Origin of the sequence: Rhizocola hellebori (assembly GCF_016862955.1) — a bacterium.
GTDB lineage: Bacteria > Actinomycetota > Actinomycetes > Mycobacteriales > Micromonosporaceae > Rhizocola > Rhizocola hellebori.
Genome location: NZ_BONY01000089.1, coordinates 21,132 through 37,215, shown reverse-complemented (window position 1 = coordinate 37,215; position 16,084 = coordinate 21,132). Strand labels below are relative to the sequence as shown.

The window sequence follows — 16,084 nt, the reverse complement described above, 5'->3', positions numbered from 1 at the left end:
CGCCAGGATTACAGTGCCGCGCGTTGCTTTAGCGCGCGCCAGAGTTACTGAATATCTGCTGAAACCGGGTTATCCCCGATGGGCGGTGGCCCGCCCCGGTCGTACTGTGGCGAGCATGCGTAAGCGGTGGCTCCCGATAGGCCTGGTCGCAATCCTTCTCGTGGGTTTGGTGGCGTGGGCGATTTGGCCCGACGAGGTCACCTACACCGAGCACGATCAGCGGATCACGAGTGGCGATGTCACCCTCGACACCCGCCTGTACCTGCCCAAGTCCGCCTCGGCCTCGAACAGGGTGCCGGCTTTGCTGCTCGGGCACGGCTTCGGCGGTACCAAGGAAAGCGTGGCCGCAGACGCGAAGGAGTTGGCGGGCCAGGGCTACGCGGTGATGACCTGGACGGCGCGCGGCTTCGGCGCCAGTACCGGGCGGATCCATCTGAACTCGCCCGATCACGAGGTTCGCGACGCACAGAACCTGCTGAGCTGGCTGGCCGAGAAACCCGAGATCCGCACGGACAGCGCGGGCGATCCGCGGGTGGGTGTGGTCGGCGGCTCCTACGGCGGGGCGCTTGCGCTGCTGCTCGCCGGGGCCGATTCACGCGTCGACGCCATCGTCCCGATGATCACTTGGAACGATCTCGGGGAGTCGCTCTTTCCGGGTGGGGTTTTCAAGCAGACCTGGGCCGGGATCTTCTTCGGTGCCGGGATGTCCCGCGGCGCCACCGGAAATCCGCAATGCGGGCGATGGGCGCAGGACGTCTGCGAGACCTACCTGCGTGTGGCCTCCACCGGGGTGCTCGATGACAAGTCGCGTGAGCTGCTGGCCAAGCGCAGCCCGGAGTCGGTCCTCAATCGCATCAAGGCACCCACGCTGCTGATCCAGGGCGAGGCAGATTCGCTCTTCCCGCTGTCCGAGGCCGATGCCAACGCGCGCGGCATTTCCGGAGCGCCGGTGCGGGTGGCTTGGTTCACCGGGGGACACGACGGCGGGCAGGGGCCGCTCTCGGACCAGAACAGGGTGAAGTTCCTCACCGTGCAATGGCTCAACCACTACGTCAAAGGGGAAGGCGCGGCACCCTCCGATTCCTTTACCTACTCCCGCATCGCGGGCTTCGACCCGGTCGAGGAAGGGCGTCTCGCCACGGGTTTCCAGCTTGCCGACTATCCCGGCCTGACCGGTGACAAGACTGTCAGCTTCGATGTCGCCGGGCCGCCCCAGCAGATAGCCAACCCGCCCAACGGTTCGCCGTCCGCGATCTCTTCGCTGCCCCAGGCGGGTGCGCTTTCCTCCTTCGTCAACGGCGTGGTCACCGATCTGCCGGGCCAGTCCGCGATCTGGGTGACCCAGCCGCTGCCGGAGTCGCTCAACGTGGTGGGTTCGCCGACCGTGAAGATCCGGGTGGCGTCACCGACCGGCGAGGCCACGGTCTTCGTGAAGCTGTATGACGTCGATCAGAACAACCAGGCCAGTCTCAGCAACGGGCTGATCGCGCCGCTGCGGCTCACCGGGCTGCCGGCCAATATCGAGCAGGCGCAGCCGATTACGGTCACGCTGCCGGCCATCGTGCGCAACATCGAGGAGGGGCACCGGTTGCGTGTCACCGTCGCCGCAGCCGATCAGGCCTACCTCGGGCCGGTGGATCCGGTCGTCTACACGGTGCAGGCGCAGGGGGCGGTGACCCTGCCGACCGTTCCGGCCACCGCCATCCCGACCACGGACACGCTCTGGCTCATCGCGCTTGTCGCGCTGATTGTGTTGCTGGCCATCGGGGTGGTGGGAGGCATCGCCTATGCTCGATACCGGCATCGCCGTCGTGATAGGACAGTTGTTTCTGCGTACCAAGAAATGCCGCTCTTCGTCAAAGGTCTTCGCAAGACGTATGGCGACTTCGTCGCCGTCGAGAGCATCGATTTCACGGTGGAGCGCGGTCAGGTCGTGGGCATGCTCGGCCCCAACGGCGCGGGAAAGACCACCAGCCTTCGGGTGCTGATGGGGCTGACCCAGGCCACCGCCGGAGAGGTGCTCATCTTCGGGCATCCGCTGGCCCCGGGCGCTCCGGTGCTGTCGCGGATCGGGGCGCTCGTGGAGGGTCCGGGCTTCCTGCCGCACCTGACCGGGGAGCAGAACCTGCGCGCCTACTGGAAAGCGTCGGGCCGGCCGCCGCAGGACGCCAGGTTCGAGGAGGCGATGGCGATCGCGGGGCTGGGCGACGCGATCGGGCGACGGGTCAAGGAGTACAGCCACGGCATGAAGCAGCGGCTGGCCGTGGCCCAGGCCATGCTTGGCCTGCCCGAGCTGCTCGTGCTAGACGAGCCCACGGATGGGCTGGATCCGCCACAGATCGCCGAGATGCGGCGGGTGTTGCAGCGCTACGCCACCGATGGCCGGGCGGTGCTGGTCTCCAGTCACCTGCTCGCCGAGGTCGAGCAGACCTGTACCCATGTCGTGGTCATGCACAAGGGCCGCGTGGTGGCTTCGGGCCGGGTCGAGGAGATCGTGGGCGACGCGCCCACCACCATCTTCGAAGTGTCCGATGTGGATTTGGCGCAGAAGACGCTCGACAAGTTCGCCGGTGTTTCCTATGCGCCGGAAGGGGATCGCACGCTCATCGTCGACCTCGACGAGGTGAGCCGGGCCGAGGCGGTCGCCGCCCTGGTCCGGGCCGGCGTCGGCGTTGACCGGGTGGCGCCACGCCGCCGCCTCGAAGACGCTTTCCTTGCCCTCGTTGGCACGTCTACCGCTGGGAGTGGAGACCGATGAGCACCGCCACCGTGTCGGAGTCAGCCGCAGTCGAGGGCTACCGCGCCACCAAAACGCTCACCTTCGGCGCGGAGTTCATGCGGCAATGGCGCCGTCGCCGCACCCAGCTGGCGCTCGGATTCATGGTGGTGCTGCCCATCATCATCCTGATTGCCTTCGAGATCGGCGGCGATGACGACGACGGCCCCAACGGCCGCGGCGCCTTTTCCTCGGTGATCGACGTGGCGCTGGCGGGCGGGCTGAACTTCGCCCTCTTCGCGCTTTTCGTCTCCTCCTCGTTCCTTCTGGTGGTCATCTTCGCGCTCTTCCACGGCGACACGGTGGCCTCCGAGGCGAGCTGGGGTTCGCTGCGCTACCTGCTGGCCATCCCGGTGCCGCGCGGAAGGTTGCTCGGCATCAAACTCGTGGTGGCCCTTACCTATTCGCTGCTCTCCGTGGCCGTTCTGGTGGGCACCGCGCTGGCCCTGGGCACGCTGCGCTACGGCTGGCATCCCCTGCAGTCCGGCATCTCCGCCGACGTCCCGGCTGGGGAAGGCTTGCTGCGAGTGCTGGGCATCGCGGGCTATCTATCGATCACGCTGCTGGTGGTGGCCGGAATAGCCTTCCTGCTGTCGGTGCTGACCGACGCCCCGCTCGGCGCGGTCGGCGGGGCCGTGCTGCTGTTCATCCTCTCCAGCATCCTCGACCAGATCACCGCGCTCGGCGAGCTGCGCAACTTCCTGCCCACCCACTTCGCGCAGAGCTACCTCGGCCTGCTCACCTCGCCGATCCAGTTCGACGGCATGGTCAAGGGGACCATCTCGGCGATCTGTTACGCCGCGATCTTCTGGGGTTTGGCGTTCTGGCGTTTCACCCGCAAGGACGTCACCAGCTAGGGCGGGCTACTCAGAGCGAATCTGAGTTGTTGTCCGGATGTCGGGGCAAAGCCGGCTATGGCTCAATAAGCCATGCTTACCCGAAGACGGTCGGTCCAGCTCGCCGTGGCCACCACCGCTATCGTCGCGCTGGTGGCCGGCGGCTGGATGGTGGCCAAGGAGGCCCTCACCGCGCTGGCCCAATCGCCACAGCCGTCGGTGCCGCCTACGCGCGCGCTGCCGCCTACGCCCTCACCTTCGCCTGTGGCATCACCCTCTCTGGATCCGGTGCCCTCGCCCACCCTCGACCCGCCCTCGATGACCACCAGCCCACCAGGCCCTCCGCCCGCTCCGCGTCCGTGCCGTTACGAGGGCAAGCGCGCCGCCGAGGCACAGGTCAAGGCTGCCCTGGAGGCAGCTGCGGGCAAGAGGTTCTGGCAGAACTCGGCCACCATCACCATCCCTGCCACCCTCATCAAAGCGGTCGCCCAACACGAGAGCGGATGGCAGTCCAACGCCGTCTCGTGCGCCGGCGCCTACGGCGTCATGCAGGTAATGCCGGACACGCAAGCTTGGATGAACCAGCGCTTCGGCATCGAGCCGGCCTACGACCGCAAAACGCTGACCGGCAACACTATGCTCGGCAGCGCCTACCTGCAGTGGCTGGTGAAAGAGATGGGCGACAAGCACTTCGGCGGCGACTACACGCTGCGCCCGTGCCCGACCTCGACCGAGAAATGCCTGCTGAACGCGGTTATTTCCGCCTACGAGGCGGGCCACCAGAACGTCCACGACGAGATCAGCGACGGCGACTCGGCCCTCTACCCCAACCCCGACTACGTCGCCAATGTCCGCTACTGGATGGCGCGCTACTGAGTGCTTAGCCGGTTTACGCAATCCTTACGTCGCGGCTGCGAAAGCTTTATCAAACGAGACAAATCTCGGCGGCGCGAGTCGTAATACCGAGCACGGTCGCTCTCAGCGGCCGCCCCCAACGGGAGACGGGCGTGCTCATCCCTCCCCACAGGACAGTGCGGGGCTGATCTCCACCGGGATCAGCCCCGCACCGTTGTTGTGGCCAGGGTCTCATCCGGTGGGACCAGCTCCCCAGGTGATCAAAGTCTCGCTACAGTGGTAGGCACAACTGAATAGAACTCATCCAGAGGAGCTGAGGGAACGGCCCGTTGAAGCTCCGGCAACCACGCAGACACTGCGGTTCGGTGCCAACTCCGCCCGGGTTCAGATCCGGAAAGATGAGAGGGAAACTTTCATGACTACTGCTGTCGCCTCCTCCCCGCTCGGCCTTGCCTCGCCCGCCCGTGGGCTTGAGTGCAGGGGATGTGGGGCTCGTTTTCCGCTCGCCGCTCAGCACGCGTGCTTCGAGTGTTTTGGGCCGCTTGAGGTTTGGTACGACGCCGAAGCCTTCGCCAAGGTGACCCGTGCCCAGATCGAGGCGGGACCGAAGAGCATCTGGCGTTACGCGGGTCTGTTGCCGGCCGGCCAGGACCCGGCGCAGCGGGTGACGCTGGATCCAGGGTTCACCCCGCTGATCAAGGCGGATGCCCTGGCGGCCGAGATCGGTCTGCGTGCCCCGCTGTGGGTGAAGGACGACTCGGCGAATCCCACCCATTCGTTCAAGGACCGGGTGGTGTCGGTGGCGCTGACCGCGGCTAAGGCGCTCGGGTTCCGGCGGTACGCGTGCGCGTCGACGGGGAATCTGGCCAACTCGGTGGCGGCCCACGCCGCCCGGGCCGGGGTGCCATCGATCGTGTTCATCCCTTACGACCTGGAGCAGGGAAAGGTCATCACGACCGCGGTTTACGGCGGAGACCTGGTCGCCATCGAGGGGTCGTACGACGATGTGAACCGGCTCTGTTCGGAGCTGGTGGAGACCGACGACTTCGAGGACACCGCCTTCGTCAACGTGAACCTGCGCCCGTTCTACGCGGAGGGTTCCAAGACCCTGGGCTATGAGGTGGCCGAGCAACTCGGCTGGCGGATCCCGGCCCAGGTGGTCATCCCGATGGCCTCCGGCGAGCTGCTTACCAAGGTGGACAAGGCTTTTGAGGAGCTGGTCGCGTCGGGTCTAGCGGTCGCCCCGGAGGGCGGCTGGCGGGTGTTCGGAGCGCAGTCGCAGGGGTGTAACCCGATCGCGACGGCGCTGCACGGCGGCGCCACCGAGATCGTCCCGGTGAAGCCGACCGGCATCGCGAAGTCGCTGAACATCGGCGATCCGGCGGCGGGGATATACGCGCTGGAGTCGGTACGGCGGACCAACGGCTGGATGGACTACGTCAACGATGAGGAGATCCGGGACGGGATCAGGCTGCTCGCCCGGACCACCGGGGTGTTCGCCGAGACAGCGGGTGGGGTGACCACCGCGGTGACGGCGAAGCTGGTGGCGAGCGGCAAGCTCGACCCGCAGCTGGAGACGGTCATCTACAACACCGGCGAGGGGCTCAAGACGATCGATGCGGTAGCCGGCCGGGTGGGCCCGACCTACCACGTCAAGGCGTCGCTCAAGGCTGCGCGAGAGGTGGGCCTGGTCTCGTAAATGGGATGCGGCTGGCGCAGTCGCGCGGCACTCTTGGCCGTATGCCGCTCTCCATAATCCAGGTCGATGGCTCGGACAAAGCCGCCCTTGACGCGTTATGCCAGGTGACGACGCAAGTGCGGTTGTCCGACGTGCCCAGGTGGCGGGAGACGACGCCGCGCATGCTTGAGCTCCAGGTCGTCGTGCCGTGGCCCGGTCTCGACCTGGCTTACTATCTCGTTGAGCGCGACGGTGAGCCGGTGGGCAGGGTCGCTCTCGAGTTCCCCATCGAGGAAAACCTCGACATGATCTTTGCCGATCTGTGGGTGGTGCCGTCCGCCCGGCGGCAGGGGATCGGGCGGGAACTGTTCGAGTGGTTGCGGGGCATCGCCGAGAGCCGTGGGAGAAAGCGGGTTCTCGGCTCGACGCTGTGGGAGCTGCCAGGCATCCCGGCGCCGAACCTGGCCGGCGCCGCCTTCGTGGAGTCGCACGGTTTCACCCCGGCGCTCGCCAACGTCACCCGGCGCCTGGAGCTGTCCACTGTGGACGAAGCCGTGCTCGCCGAGATGCTGAGCCAGGCCAAGGAAAAGTCGGCGGGGTACCGGGTCGTGCGCTGGGTCGGGCCAGCGCCGGAGGAGTACGAGAAAGACATCGCCTACCTGGATTCCCGGCTGATGATGGACGCGCCTATGGGCGACCTGGACCTGGAGCCGCACAAGGCCGACGTGGCACGCCTGCGCGAGTTCGCCGAGTCGACGGCGCGGCGCGAACGCATCGCCTATCACAGCGCGGCGGTGCACGAGGAGAGCAATCGTCTGGTCGCTTGGACCACCATCACCAAGGAGGCGTCGCTGGCCTGGAACGCCTTCCAGCAGATCACCATCGTGGACCCGGATCACCGCGGGCACCGGTTGGGCGCGCTGGTGAAGGTGGAGAACCTTCGCTTTTTCCGGGAGAGCGAGCCGACGGTGACCGCCATCGACACCTTCAACGCTCATTCGAACAGCTATATGATCCAGATCAACGAGCAGATGGGCTTCCGCCCGCTCTACGCCTGGCAAGAATGGAAACTGGAGCTCCAATAATGCTTACCTTCAAAGAGGTTTCACTCACAGACCAGGCCTTGCTTGAGCAGTGGGCAGCGACCATGACCGCGATCATGAGCCACGACCTGCCGGGCTTCCCGCCGACCACGCCGCGGATGGCCTTTCTGTGGCAGAAGTTCGGCCGTCCCGGCTTTCGCCAGGAGCATTTTGTCGCCTTCGACGGTGAAGAGCCCGTGGGAAGACTCGAGATTTCCTTCCCGTTGCTCGACAACCTGAAGAACGCCTATCTCAGCATCGACGTGATGCCGTCGGTGCGGCGGCGTGGCATCGGCAGGCAGCTCTACGACCTCGCTCTGGAGCGAGTGAAAGCGGCCGGCCGCACCACCGTCCTGGCCTCCACGGTGTGGACCCTTCCCGGGATCGAGGCCCATGACGGCGGAGCGGGCCCGGCTTTCGCCGAGGCGATGGGGCTCGGCTGCGCCAATCTGCCCGAGGTGATGCGCCGGCTCGATCTGTCCAAACTCGACAATGATGCGCTGGATGCCATGTACAGCAAGGCTCTAGCCGCCTCCGAAGGTTATCGCTTGGTGCAGTGGGGAAGCCACGCTCCCGACGAGCTGGTCGAGGACATCGCCTACCTCGACGGGCGGCTCATCGAGGACGCGCCCATGGGCGACCTCGCGATCGAGCCCGAAAAGGTGGACGCCGAAAGGGTTCGCGCCCACGAGCGGGCCGCCGAAAGCCGCGGCCGGATCGCGTTCAACACGGGCGCTGTGCACGAGGAGTCGGGTCGCCTGGTGGCCTGGACGTGCATCGCCGCCGATGGCGAGACGCCTTGGCACGCCTGGCAGAACATCACCATCGTCGACCCGCAGCACCGCGGTCACCGCTTGGGCGCGCTGGTGAAGGTGGCCAACCTGCGCCAGGTGCTTCAGGCCCGGCCGCGCCTGGAGGTCATCGACACCAGCAACGCCTTCGTCAACAGCTACATGATTTCCATCAACGAAGAGATGGGCTTCCGGCCAATCTGGGCCTTCCAAAGCTGGCAACGCGAGTTGTAGTTGGATCGTTGGACCTTGGTGATCGACATCTTGCTGGCTTTCACCATCTTCGCCACCCGGGAAGGGCTCGTGGGCGGCACCACCGCGAACGGTCACGTCATCGTGGAGCGGGACTGGTTCGCCGCCCTGCCCTCCCGGCGCGGCCTGGAGACGACGGTCAAGGTGTGCACCGAGACCCGATGCGTGTTCCTGCCGGTCTGGGACGTGGGTCCCTGGAACACCAAGGACGACTACTGGAACGAGGATCGTCAGATGTGGACGGATCTGCCCCAGGGTCTGCCCGAGGCCCAGGCGGCGTTCCAGGACGGCTACAACGGCGGTCTGGACGAGTTCGGCCGCAAGGTGCTGAACCCGGCCGGGATGGACCTCGCGGACGGGGCGTTCTGGGACGGTCTGGCCCTGACCGACAACGCGTGGGTGCAGACGAGTGTGCTGCCGCCCTCGACCGCTGAGGTCACCACCCTGCTCAACGTGCGCTCCGGGCCGTCGCTGAGCGCGCCCATCGTCGGCGGCGCGGGCCGGGGCGCGGATGTCCCGGTGGAGTGTCAGGTGTCCGGCGATGTCGTGAACGGGATCGACCTTTGGGACCGCATAGGTGTAGATCTCTATATCTCGCACGCTTATGTCCAGGTGCCGTCAGACTGGAGTGCACCTGTTTGTCCCGCGTAGGGTGGGCCCATGGACTTCTTCGCCACCCATGAGGAGCTGTTGACCACCGCCATCCGGGCGATCTCCGAGCGCGGCTACTGGTCGGCCTACCCTGAATCGCCCAGCCCCAAGGTGTACGGCGAGAACGCCGCCGCCGAGGGCAAGGCCGCCTTCGAGGCGCTGCTGGGTAAGGACTTTCCACTGGACCAGCCCGCTACCGGAAGCCTGTCGCCGGAAAAGTCGCCGCTGGGCATCGCGCTCGACGTGCGCTATCCGAAGACAGAGCCGGACCAGCTGATCGCCAACGCCCAGACCGCCTGGCGTGGTTGGCGTGAGGCGAGCCCCTCCGCGCGAGCCGGTGTCGCCCTTGAGATTCTCTCGCGTTTGCATAAGCGTGTCTTCGAGCTCGCCAACGCCGTGCACGCCACGACCGGCCAGGCATTCGTGATGGCGTTCCAGGCCGGCGGTCCGCACGCGCTCGACCGGGCGCTGGAAGCGGTCGCCTACGGCTATTCCGAGCAGACCCGCCAGGTGCCCTCGGTCACCTGGACGAAAAAGTCTGACAGCCTAACGAAAACTTTTCACGTCGCTCCGCGCGGCATCGGGCTCGTCATCGGCTGCAACACCTTCCCGACCTGGAACTCGTGGCCGGGCCTGTTCGCCTCGCTGGCGACCGGGAACCCGGTGATCGTCAAGCCGCACCCGCACGCGGTGCTGCCCTTGGCCATCACCGTTCAGGTCGCCCGCGAAGTGCTGGCCGAGGCGGGCTTCGACCCGAACGTGGCCCAGCTGGCCGTCGACACCCGCGAAGCGCCCATCACCAAGGATCTCGCGCTACGCCCGGAGGTGAAGCTGATCGACTTCACCGGCTCCACCGCCTTCGGTGACTGGCTTGAGGCCAACGCGCGGCAGGCGCTGGTCTACACCGAAAAGGCCGGGGTGAACACGGTCGTCATCGATTCCACCGACGACTTCGCCGGTATGTGCCGCAACCTCGCCTTCTCGCTGTTGCTCTACAGCGGCCAGATGTGCACCACGCCGCAGAACCTGCTGATTCCCAGCGGCGGCATCGCCACCGAGGGCGGGCACAAGAGTTTCGACGAGGTGACCCGCGGCGTCGCCGACGCGGTTTCGGCGCTGACCGCCGATCCGGCCAAGGCGGTCGAGCTGACCGGAGCCATCGTCAATGAGGAAATCCCGGACAGGATAGACAACGCACGCAAGCTCGGCGAGGTGGTGCTCGACTCCACGCCGATCGCCCACCCGGCCTATCCGGGCGCGGTGGTGCGCACGCCGATGATCGTCAAGGTGACCGACGGCTATGGCAGCGAATGCTTCGGGCCGGTCAGCTTCGCCGTGCCGACAGCGTCCACAGCGGACAGTATCGATATCTTCCGCCGCACGGTGGGTGCCAAGGGCGCGCTGACAGCCGCGGTCTACTCCACCGACGAGGCGGTGCTCGACGCCGTCGAGCAGGCCGCAGTCGAGGTGGGCGTGCACCTTTCGCAGAACCTGACCGGCGGCGTGTTCGTCAATCAGTCCGCCGCGTTCTCGGACTTCCACGCCTCGGGTGCCAATCCGGCCGCGAACGCGTCGCTGACCGACGGCGCTTTTGTCTCGGGTCGTTTCCGGATCGTCCAGTCCCGCCGGCCCGTTGCGGCCAGCCAGGGCTAGGATCCGGGGCTCAGCAGCGGCAGCAGTTGCTCTCCGGCTGCCCGGCACAGCTCGTGGCCATGTTCTTCGCCTAGCTCTGCCGGGTACCGGAGAAGCACACCCAAAGTCCAGGAGTCACCGATCGCGAGACAGGCGAAATGCCACAGCCCGTCTTCGGGTCGGCTGAACCAGCCGTTCTTCACAGCAACTTTCGCCGCGACCGCGGCGGGCAAGGCTTTGCGCGGCCCGAAGTCACCGTCACCGCGCACCAGGCGCATCTCGCCCAGCAGCCAGTCGGTCCACTCTCCGGCCGCGCGCCCATCGGCGAGGCAAAGACCTAGCCGCGCCACATCACGCGCTGACATCACGGTGTCAGACCACCGATAGGTGACCCGGCCGGCGTGGGAATCGGTTAGCCCGCAAAGAAAGATCATCCGATCGATGCTGATCTTTTCGCCATTGCGGTGATGAAAGTCGACCGCGACATCGTTGTCTGAATCGCGAATCATCACGGACAGTTGCTCGAGATCGGCTTCATCGGGATTTGGGTCGCGCCGCAGAAAGTCCGCCGCGATCCACGCTTTGATCATTGACATGGTGTCGCCCGGTTCGGCCAGGTTCTCAGCGCCGATAATCGAGCCGGTGGCCCGATCTGCCAGGGCCCAGCTGGCAAAACTGACTCCGGCGAAGCGCACGGAAATGCCGCGGCGGCTCGGCGCACGGCTCGGCAACGGCCTTTCGAGCGCCGCCAAATGTCCGCGCGAGAAGACGATCAACATCGATCCAGTCGCGATCAGAATGAGTGCTGACACCAACGCGAAGGGACGTAGCCAGGCTTTTCGCATACCCTGCCAACCGACGCGACCCGAAGTGGGTCACTACCGACTGTCGGCTATCTGTTTTGGGGCTGTGCGAGGGGCCACACCTTCGTGTAGCGTGCGAGGACGGCTGTAGACCAGCCTCGGGCACGGGAAGCACAAACCCGGTCCAGTTTAATGAAGTGAGGAAGTGCACAGTGGCACAGGGCAGCGTCAAGTGGTTCAACAGCGAGAAGGGCTACGGCTTTATCGCGGTCGACGGGGGTCAGGACGTATTCGTCCACTTCTCGGCTATTCAGGCCGACGGCTACAAGTCGCTTGAGGACGGACAGCGCGTTGAGTTCGAAATCGCGCAGGGCCAGAAGGGTCCGCAGGCGGAGGCGGTCCGGGTCATCGGCTGACCCACGTAACTCAAAGACTTCTCTAACGAGCGATGGGCTCGGCTTACCCACGTGGGGCCGCGCCCATCGCTCTTTCGGTGCATACTGTGGGCCCTTCACCCATCAACCGGAGCCACAGTGACCGATCCCTATGCGCCTCAAAACCATGTGCCGCAAGGCTATTTGCCACCGGCCGACGCTTATCTGCAGCCTTATCCGGGTGGCCCCGACCCTAACGATCCTTTGGTAAACCCGCCGCACTCCGGCATCAACGGCTGGTTCACCCGTATCGGTGGACTTTTCAAGCGCAGCTGGAAATCCATGGCCGCCATCTTCGCCATCACCCATCTGGTTCCCACCATCGCCCTTGCCGTGATGGCGGCGGTCGGTGTCGTTCTCGCGCTGGGCACGGTGTTGCCGACCGGTCCGTCGCGCGCGGAGTTCAATGCGGAGGCGCTCTCGGCCAGCATCCCGATTATTGTCGCGGGCGCGTTCGTGGCGATCATCATCCTCATCTATGTACAGATGGCCGGTTATGCCGCGGCCACGTACGCGGTCACCCGGCAGGCCGCCGGTTACCAAGTTCGGCTGGGGGAGTCGCTCGGCTACGGGTTCCGCCGCGGATGGGGCTTGTTCGGCTGGCAGTTCGTCGTGGGCCTGCTGATCCTGTTGGGATTCGTGGCGTGCATTCTGCCCGCCTTCTATGTGTATGCGGCCACGGCCCTGTTCGGCCCGATCTACCTGTTCGAGCGCCGCAATCCGATTGGCCGGACGTTCTCGATCTTCAACAACAACCTTGGCCGGGTGCTGGGGCGGCTGGCTCTGCTTCTCGTCGCCACCTTCGTCGCCAACGGCGTGACGACCATTTTTGATCAGGTGGGCTCGGCTGTGGCCGGCAACACCGGCGAGATCGCGGTGATCATGGGTGCCGCAGCGATCTCCAGCACACTGGGCATCATCATCGAGCTGCCGCTGACCATGCTGATCTTCAGTGGGATCCTGCTCACCTATACGGAGCAGCGCGGATGGGAAGGCCCGGCCACAGCGCGAACTTTGGCTGACGAACTCGCGAACCCGTCGCAACAGCTTGCACTCGCAGGGTGAGAGTGCTAAACAAGTGATTGGCACTCTCCTCAGGGGAGTGCCAAACACGAACAAGAAGTCGGTGCGGCGGGGCTGCTGAATGGTGGCAGCCGGTCGTCGCGGGCTAGCCGCCCGACCTCGGATTTGTCCAGGAGGACAACGCCGTTATGGCCAAGATGATCGCGTTCGACGAAGAGGCGCGCCGTGGCCTCGAGCGGGGAATGAACATCCTCGCCGACGCTGTAAAGGTGACGCTCGGCCCGAAGGGCCGCAACGTCGTGCTCGAGAAGAAGTGGGGAGCCCCCACCATCACCAACGATGGTGTGAGCATCGCCAAGGAGATCGAGCTCGAGGACCCGTACGAGAAGATCGGCGCTGAGCTGGTCAAGGAGGTCGCGAAGAAGACCGACGACGTTGCCGGCGATGGCACGACGACGGCGACCGTCCTGGCCCAGGCGCTGGTTCGGGAAGGCCTGCGCAACGTCGCGGCCGGCGCGAACCCGATGTCCCTGAAGCGGGGCATCGAGACCGCTGTCGCGTCCGTGATCGACGAGCTGGCCAAGCTCGCCAAGGACGTCGAGACCAAGGAGCAGATCGCCTCGACCGCGTCGATCTCCGCCGCGGACACCACCGTGGGCGAGATCATCGCTGAGGCGATGGACAAGGTCGGCAAGGAAGGCGTCATCACCGTCGAGGAGAGCAACACCTTCGGCCTCGAGCTCGAGCTCACCGAGGGTATGCGCTTCGACAAGGGCTTCAACTCGGCGTACTTCATCACCGACACCGAGCGCATGGAGACGGTCCTTGAGGACCCCTACCTGCTCATTTACAACGGCAAGATCTCGAACGTGAAGGACATGCTCCCGATCCTCGAGAAGGTCATGCAGTCCGGCAAGCCGCTGCTGATCCTCGCCGAGGACGTTGAGGGCGAGGCTCTGGCCACCCTGATCGTCAACAAGATCCGTGGCACCTTCAAGTCGGTCGCCGTCAAGGCCCCCGGCTTCGGTGACCGCCGCAAGGCCATGCTGCAGGACATCGCGATCCTGACCGGTGGCCAGGTCATCTCCGAAGAGGTCGGCCTCAAGCTCGACACCGTTGGTCTCGACATGCTCGGCCGCGCCCGCAAGGTCGTGGTCACCAAGGACGAGTCCACCATCGTTGAGGGCGCCGGCGACCCGGAGCAGATCAACGGCCGGGTGAACCAGATCCGCGCCGAGATCGAGAAGTCGGACTCCGACTACGACCGCGAGAAGCTGCAGGAGCGCCTGGCCAAGCTGGCCGGCGGTGTTGCGGTCATCAAGGTTGGCGCTGCGACCGAGGTCGAGCTCAAGGAGCGCAAGCACCGCATCGAGGACGCCGTTCGCAACGCGAAGGCCGCCGTCGAAGAGGGCATCGTCGCCGGTGGTGGCGTGGCTCTGGTGCAGGCCGGCAAGACCGCCTTCGACAAGCTGGACCTGTCCGGCGACGAGGCGACCGGTGCCAACATCGTCAAGGTGGCGCTCGACGCCCCGCTGCGGCAGATCGCCGTCAACGCGGGCCTCGAGGGTGGCGTTGTGTCTGAGAAGGTTCGCAACCTCGAGATCGGCTGGGGCCTCAACGCCCAGTCCGGCGAGTACGTGGACATGCTCAAGGCCGGCATCATCGACCCGGCGAAGGTGACCCGTTCGGCGCTGCAGAACGCGGCCTCGATCGCCGGTCTCTTCCTCACCACCGAAGCCGTTGTCGCGGACAAGCCGGAGAAGGCAGCTGCCGCTCCCGCTGGCCCCGGCGGCGGAGACATGGACTTCTGAGTCCTAGCAACACCAAAGAGCCGGATCCCGAAAGGGGTCCGGCTCTTTTGCTTACATGGACTCCAGTTCTCGGCCCTTGGTTTCTCGGACGGCCTTGAGGACGAAGAAGAACGCCAGTGCCGCGAAGGTGGCGTAGAGGCCGTAGGCGAAGGTGAGCCCGATGTCGGCCAGCGCGGGGAAGGTCGTGGAGATGAGCCAGTTGGCGAGCCATTGGGCGGCGGCGGCCACGGCGAGCGCGGTCACCCGGATCCGGTTGTTGAACATTTCGCCGAGGAGCACCCAAACGATTGGGCCCCAGCTCATTCCGAAGGCGACCACGTAGAGGTTGGCCGCTACCAACGCTATTTTGCCCTGGGTGTCACCGAGGATGGCATCTCCGTCGGCGTTGAGGGTGGCGGTGGAGAACGCCCACGCCATGGTGCCCAGCGTGATGACCATTCCGGCCGCGCCCACGAGGAGGAGGGGTTTGCGGCCGACCTTGTCCACGAGCGCGATCGCGATCAGGGTGGTGACAATGTTGGTAATACTGGTAATCACGGTGATCAGCAGGGAGCTGGACTCGCTGAAGCCGACCGAGGCCCACAGCGAGGAGGAGTAGTAGAAGATCACGTTGATGCCGACGAACTGCTGGAAGACCGAGAGCAGGATGCCGACCCAGACGATGGCTTGCAGGCCGAAGCGCGGGCCGCGCAGTTCTTTGAGTTGCACCTTGTCTTGCGAGCCGACCAGGGTCTCCTGGATCTCGCGGATCTTCAGATCGACATCCCCGCCGATCACGCGTTGCAAGACCTTGCGAGCTTCTGGAATTCGGCCACGCCTTACCAGGTACCGGGGAGACTCAGGAATTTGCAAAGCGAGCACGCCGTAGATGATGGCGGGCAGCGCCGCTGAGACGAACATCCAGCGCCATGCCGGGCCTCCCCATGGCACGTCCGCGGCCGCGTCGCCGCCGGCGGATTCGGCCAGCAGATAGTCGACGAGAAGCGCGACGAAGATGCCGGAGACGATGGCAAGCTGTTGCAGCGAGCCGAGTCTGCCGCGCATGGCGGCCGGCGAGATCTCGGCGATGTAGGCGGGAGCGATGACGCTTGCCGCACCCACGCCGAGGCCGCCGATGATCCGCCAGATGGTCAGATCCCAGGCGGCGAAGGCGAGCCCGGAGCCGATGGCGCTGACGATGAACAGGCCCGCCGCGATGAGCATGACCCGGACCCGGCCGAGCCGGTCGGCCAGCGGCCCGGCGAACCAGGCCCCGACCGCGCAGCCGAGCAGGGCGGAGGAGACGACGAAACCGAGCACCACGCTGTTGAGGTTGAAGGTCTCCTCGAGCGCGTCCACGGTGCCGTTGATGACCGAGGTGTCGTAGCCGAAGAGGAAGCCACCGACCGCAGCGGCAGCAGCTACCAGGATCGCCGTTCCGGGGTGGTGAGGTTCAAGTGGTTCGACCCGCGTCATCCCTT

The 16,084-nt window shown here is 65.8% G+C and carries 13 protein-coding genes and 1 riboswitch; of the genes, 11 read left to right on the top strand and 2 right to left on the bottom strand.

Annotated features, from left to right (window positions below; all coding sequences use genetic code 11):
• Positions 1 to 55 precede the first annotated feature (55 nt).
• The 8 genes from Rhe02_RS41470 to paaN all read left to right on the top strand — a co-directional run bounded on the left by Rhe02_RS41470 (position 56) and on the right by paaN (position 10,574).
• Positions 56 to 2,758, top strand: a complete 2,703-nt coding sequence (locus tag Rhe02_RS41470) for an alpha/beta fold hydrolase (protein WP_373320783.1) — start codon at positions 56 to 58, stop codon at positions 2,756 to 2,758.
• The gene (locus Rhe02_RS41465; RefSeq protein WP_203914000.1) at positions 2,755 to 3,633 is read left to right on the top strand and encodes an ABC transporter permease; all 879 of its coding nucleotides are present in this window, start codon (positions 2,755 to 2,757) and stop codon (positions 3,631 to 3,633) included. Before Rhe02_RS41470 ends, Rhe02_RS41465 begins: the two co-directional genes overlap by 4 nt.
• Positions 3,634 to 3,705: 72 nt before the next feature.
• Entirely contained in the window at positions 3,706 to 4,488 is a 783-nt protein-coding gene (locus tag Rhe02_RS41460; protein ID WP_203913999.1) for a lytic transglycosylase domain-containing protein, read from the top strand.
• A 276-nt stretch (positions 4,489 to 4,764) separates the two neighbouring features.
• Positions 4,765 to 4,872: riboswitch (SAM riboswitch) on the top strand.
• A gap of 10 nt (positions 4,873 to 4,882) precedes the next feature.
• Complete coding sequence (thrC, locus tag Rhe02_RS41455; RefSeq protein WP_203913998.1) at positions 4,883 to 6,166, top strand: threonine synthase; 1,284 nt, start codon at positions 4,883 to 4,885, stop codon at positions 6,164 to 6,166.
• A 41-nt stretch (positions 6,167 to 6,207) separates the two neighbouring features.
• Entirely contained in the window at positions 6,208 to 7,230 is a 1,023-nt protein-coding gene (locus tag Rhe02_RS41450; RefSeq protein WP_203913997.1) for a GNAT family N-acetyltransferase, read from the top strand.
• Positions 7,230 to 8,252 carry a GNAT family N-acetyltransferase gene (locus tag Rhe02_RS41445; protein WP_203913996.1) on the top strand — a complete coding sequence of 341 codons (1,023 nt, stop codon included), beginning with the start codon at positions 7,230 to 7,232 and terminating at the stop codon, positions 8,250 to 8,252. The genes Rhe02_RS41450 and Rhe02_RS41445 overlap by 1 nt, the downstream gene beginning before the upstream one ends.
• An 18-nt stretch (positions 8,253 to 8,270) precedes the next feature.
• Positions 8,271 to 8,921 (top strand): DUF8814 domain-containing protein, encoded by a 651-nt coding sequence (locus tag Rhe02_RS50245; protein WP_239124387.1) that lies wholly within the window; start codon positions 8,271 to 8,273, stop codon positions 8,919 to 8,921.
• 9 nt (positions 8,922 to 8,930) lie between these two features.
• A complete protein-coding gene (gene paaN, locus Rhe02_RS41435; RefSeq protein WP_203913995.1) occupies positions 8,931 to 10,574 on the top strand; it encodes a phenylacetic acid degradation protein PaaN in 1,644 nt (547 codons plus the stop codon).
• On the opposite strand, the gene Rhe02_RS41430 is transcribed toward paaN, so the two are convergent.
• The gene (locus Rhe02_RS41430; RefSeq protein WP_203913994.1) at positions 10,571 to 11,365 is read right to left on the bottom strand and encodes a hypothetical protein; all 795 of its coding nucleotides are present in this window, start codon (positions 11,363 to 11,365) and stop codon (positions 10,571 to 10,573) included. The genes paaN and Rhe02_RS41430 overlap by 4 nt on opposite strands.
• A gap of 203 nt (positions 11,366 to 11,568) precedes the next feature.
• Here Rhe02_RS41430 and Rhe02_RS41425 point away from each other — a divergent pair, with 203 nt between their 5' ends.
• The 3 genes from Rhe02_RS41425 (at position 11,569) to groL (ending at position 14,624) form a co-directional block, all read left to right on the top strand.
• The gene (locus Rhe02_RS41425) at positions 11,569 to 11,772 is read left to right on the top strand and encodes a cold-shock protein (RefSeq protein WP_203913993.1); all 204 of its coding nucleotides are present in this window, start codon (positions 11,569 to 11,571) and stop codon (positions 11,770 to 11,772) included.
• A gap of 117 nt (positions 11,773 to 11,889) precedes the next feature.
• Positions 11,890 to 12,855, top strand: a complete 966-nt coding sequence (locus Rhe02_RS41420) for a hypothetical protein (RefSeq protein WP_203913992.1) — start codon at positions 11,890 to 11,892, stop codon at positions 12,853 to 12,855.
• Between the two features lie 146 nt (positions 12,856 to 13,001).
• Positions 13,002 to 14,624 carry a chaperonin GroEL gene (groL, locus tag Rhe02_RS41415; protein WP_203913991.1) on the top strand — a complete coding sequence of 541 codons (1,623 nt, stop codon included), beginning with the start codon at positions 13,002 to 13,004 and terminating at the stop codon, positions 14,622 to 14,624.
• Between the two features lie 51 nt (positions 14,625 to 14,675).
• On the opposite strand, the gene Rhe02_RS41410 is transcribed toward groL, so the two are convergent.
• The gene (locus tag Rhe02_RS41410) at positions 14,676 to 16,079 is read right to left on the bottom strand and encodes a sugar porter family MFS transporter (RefSeq protein WP_203913990.1); all 1,404 of its coding nucleotides are present in this window, start codon (positions 16,077 to 16,079) and stop codon (positions 14,676 to 14,678) included.
• Between the last annotated feature and the right edge of the window lie 5 nt (positions 16,080 to 16,084).

What these genes read in the sequence shown, in the direction of transcription:
- Rhe02_RS41410 (WP_203913990.1), bottom strand. Translation starts at nt 16,079, where the DNA reads ATGACGCGGGTCGAACCACTTGAACCTCACCACCCCGGAACGGCGATC.
- Rhe02_RS41465 (WP_203914000.1), top strand. Translation starts at nt 2,755, where the DNA reads ATGAGCACCGCCACCGTGTCGGAGTCAGCCGCAGTCGAGGGCTACCGC.
- paaN (WP_203913995.1), top strand. Translation starts at nt 8,931, where the DNA reads ATGGACTTCTTCGCCACCCATGAGGAGCTGTTGACCACCGCCATCCGG.
- Rhe02_RS41450 (WP_203913997.1), top strand. Translation starts at nt 6,208, where the DNA reads ATGCCGCTCTCCATAATCCAGGTCGATGGCTCGGACAAAGCCGCCCTT.
- Rhe02_RS41445 (WP_203913996.1), top strand. Translation starts at nt 7,230, where the DNA reads ATGCTTACCTTCAAAGAGGTTTCACTCACAGACCAGGCCTTGCTTGAG.
- thrC (WP_203913998.1), top strand. Translation starts at nt 4,883, where the DNA reads ATGACTACTGCTGTCGCCTCCTCCCCGCTCGGCCTTGCCTCGCCCGCC.
- Rhe02_RS41460 (WP_203913999.1), top strand. Translation starts at nt 3,706, where the DNA reads ATGCTTACCCGAAGACGGTCGGTCCAGCTCGCCGTGGCCACCACCGCT.
- groL (WP_203913991.1), top strand. Translation starts at nt 13,002, where the DNA reads ATGGCCAAGATGATCGCGTTCGACGAAGAGGCGCGCCGTGGCCTCGAG.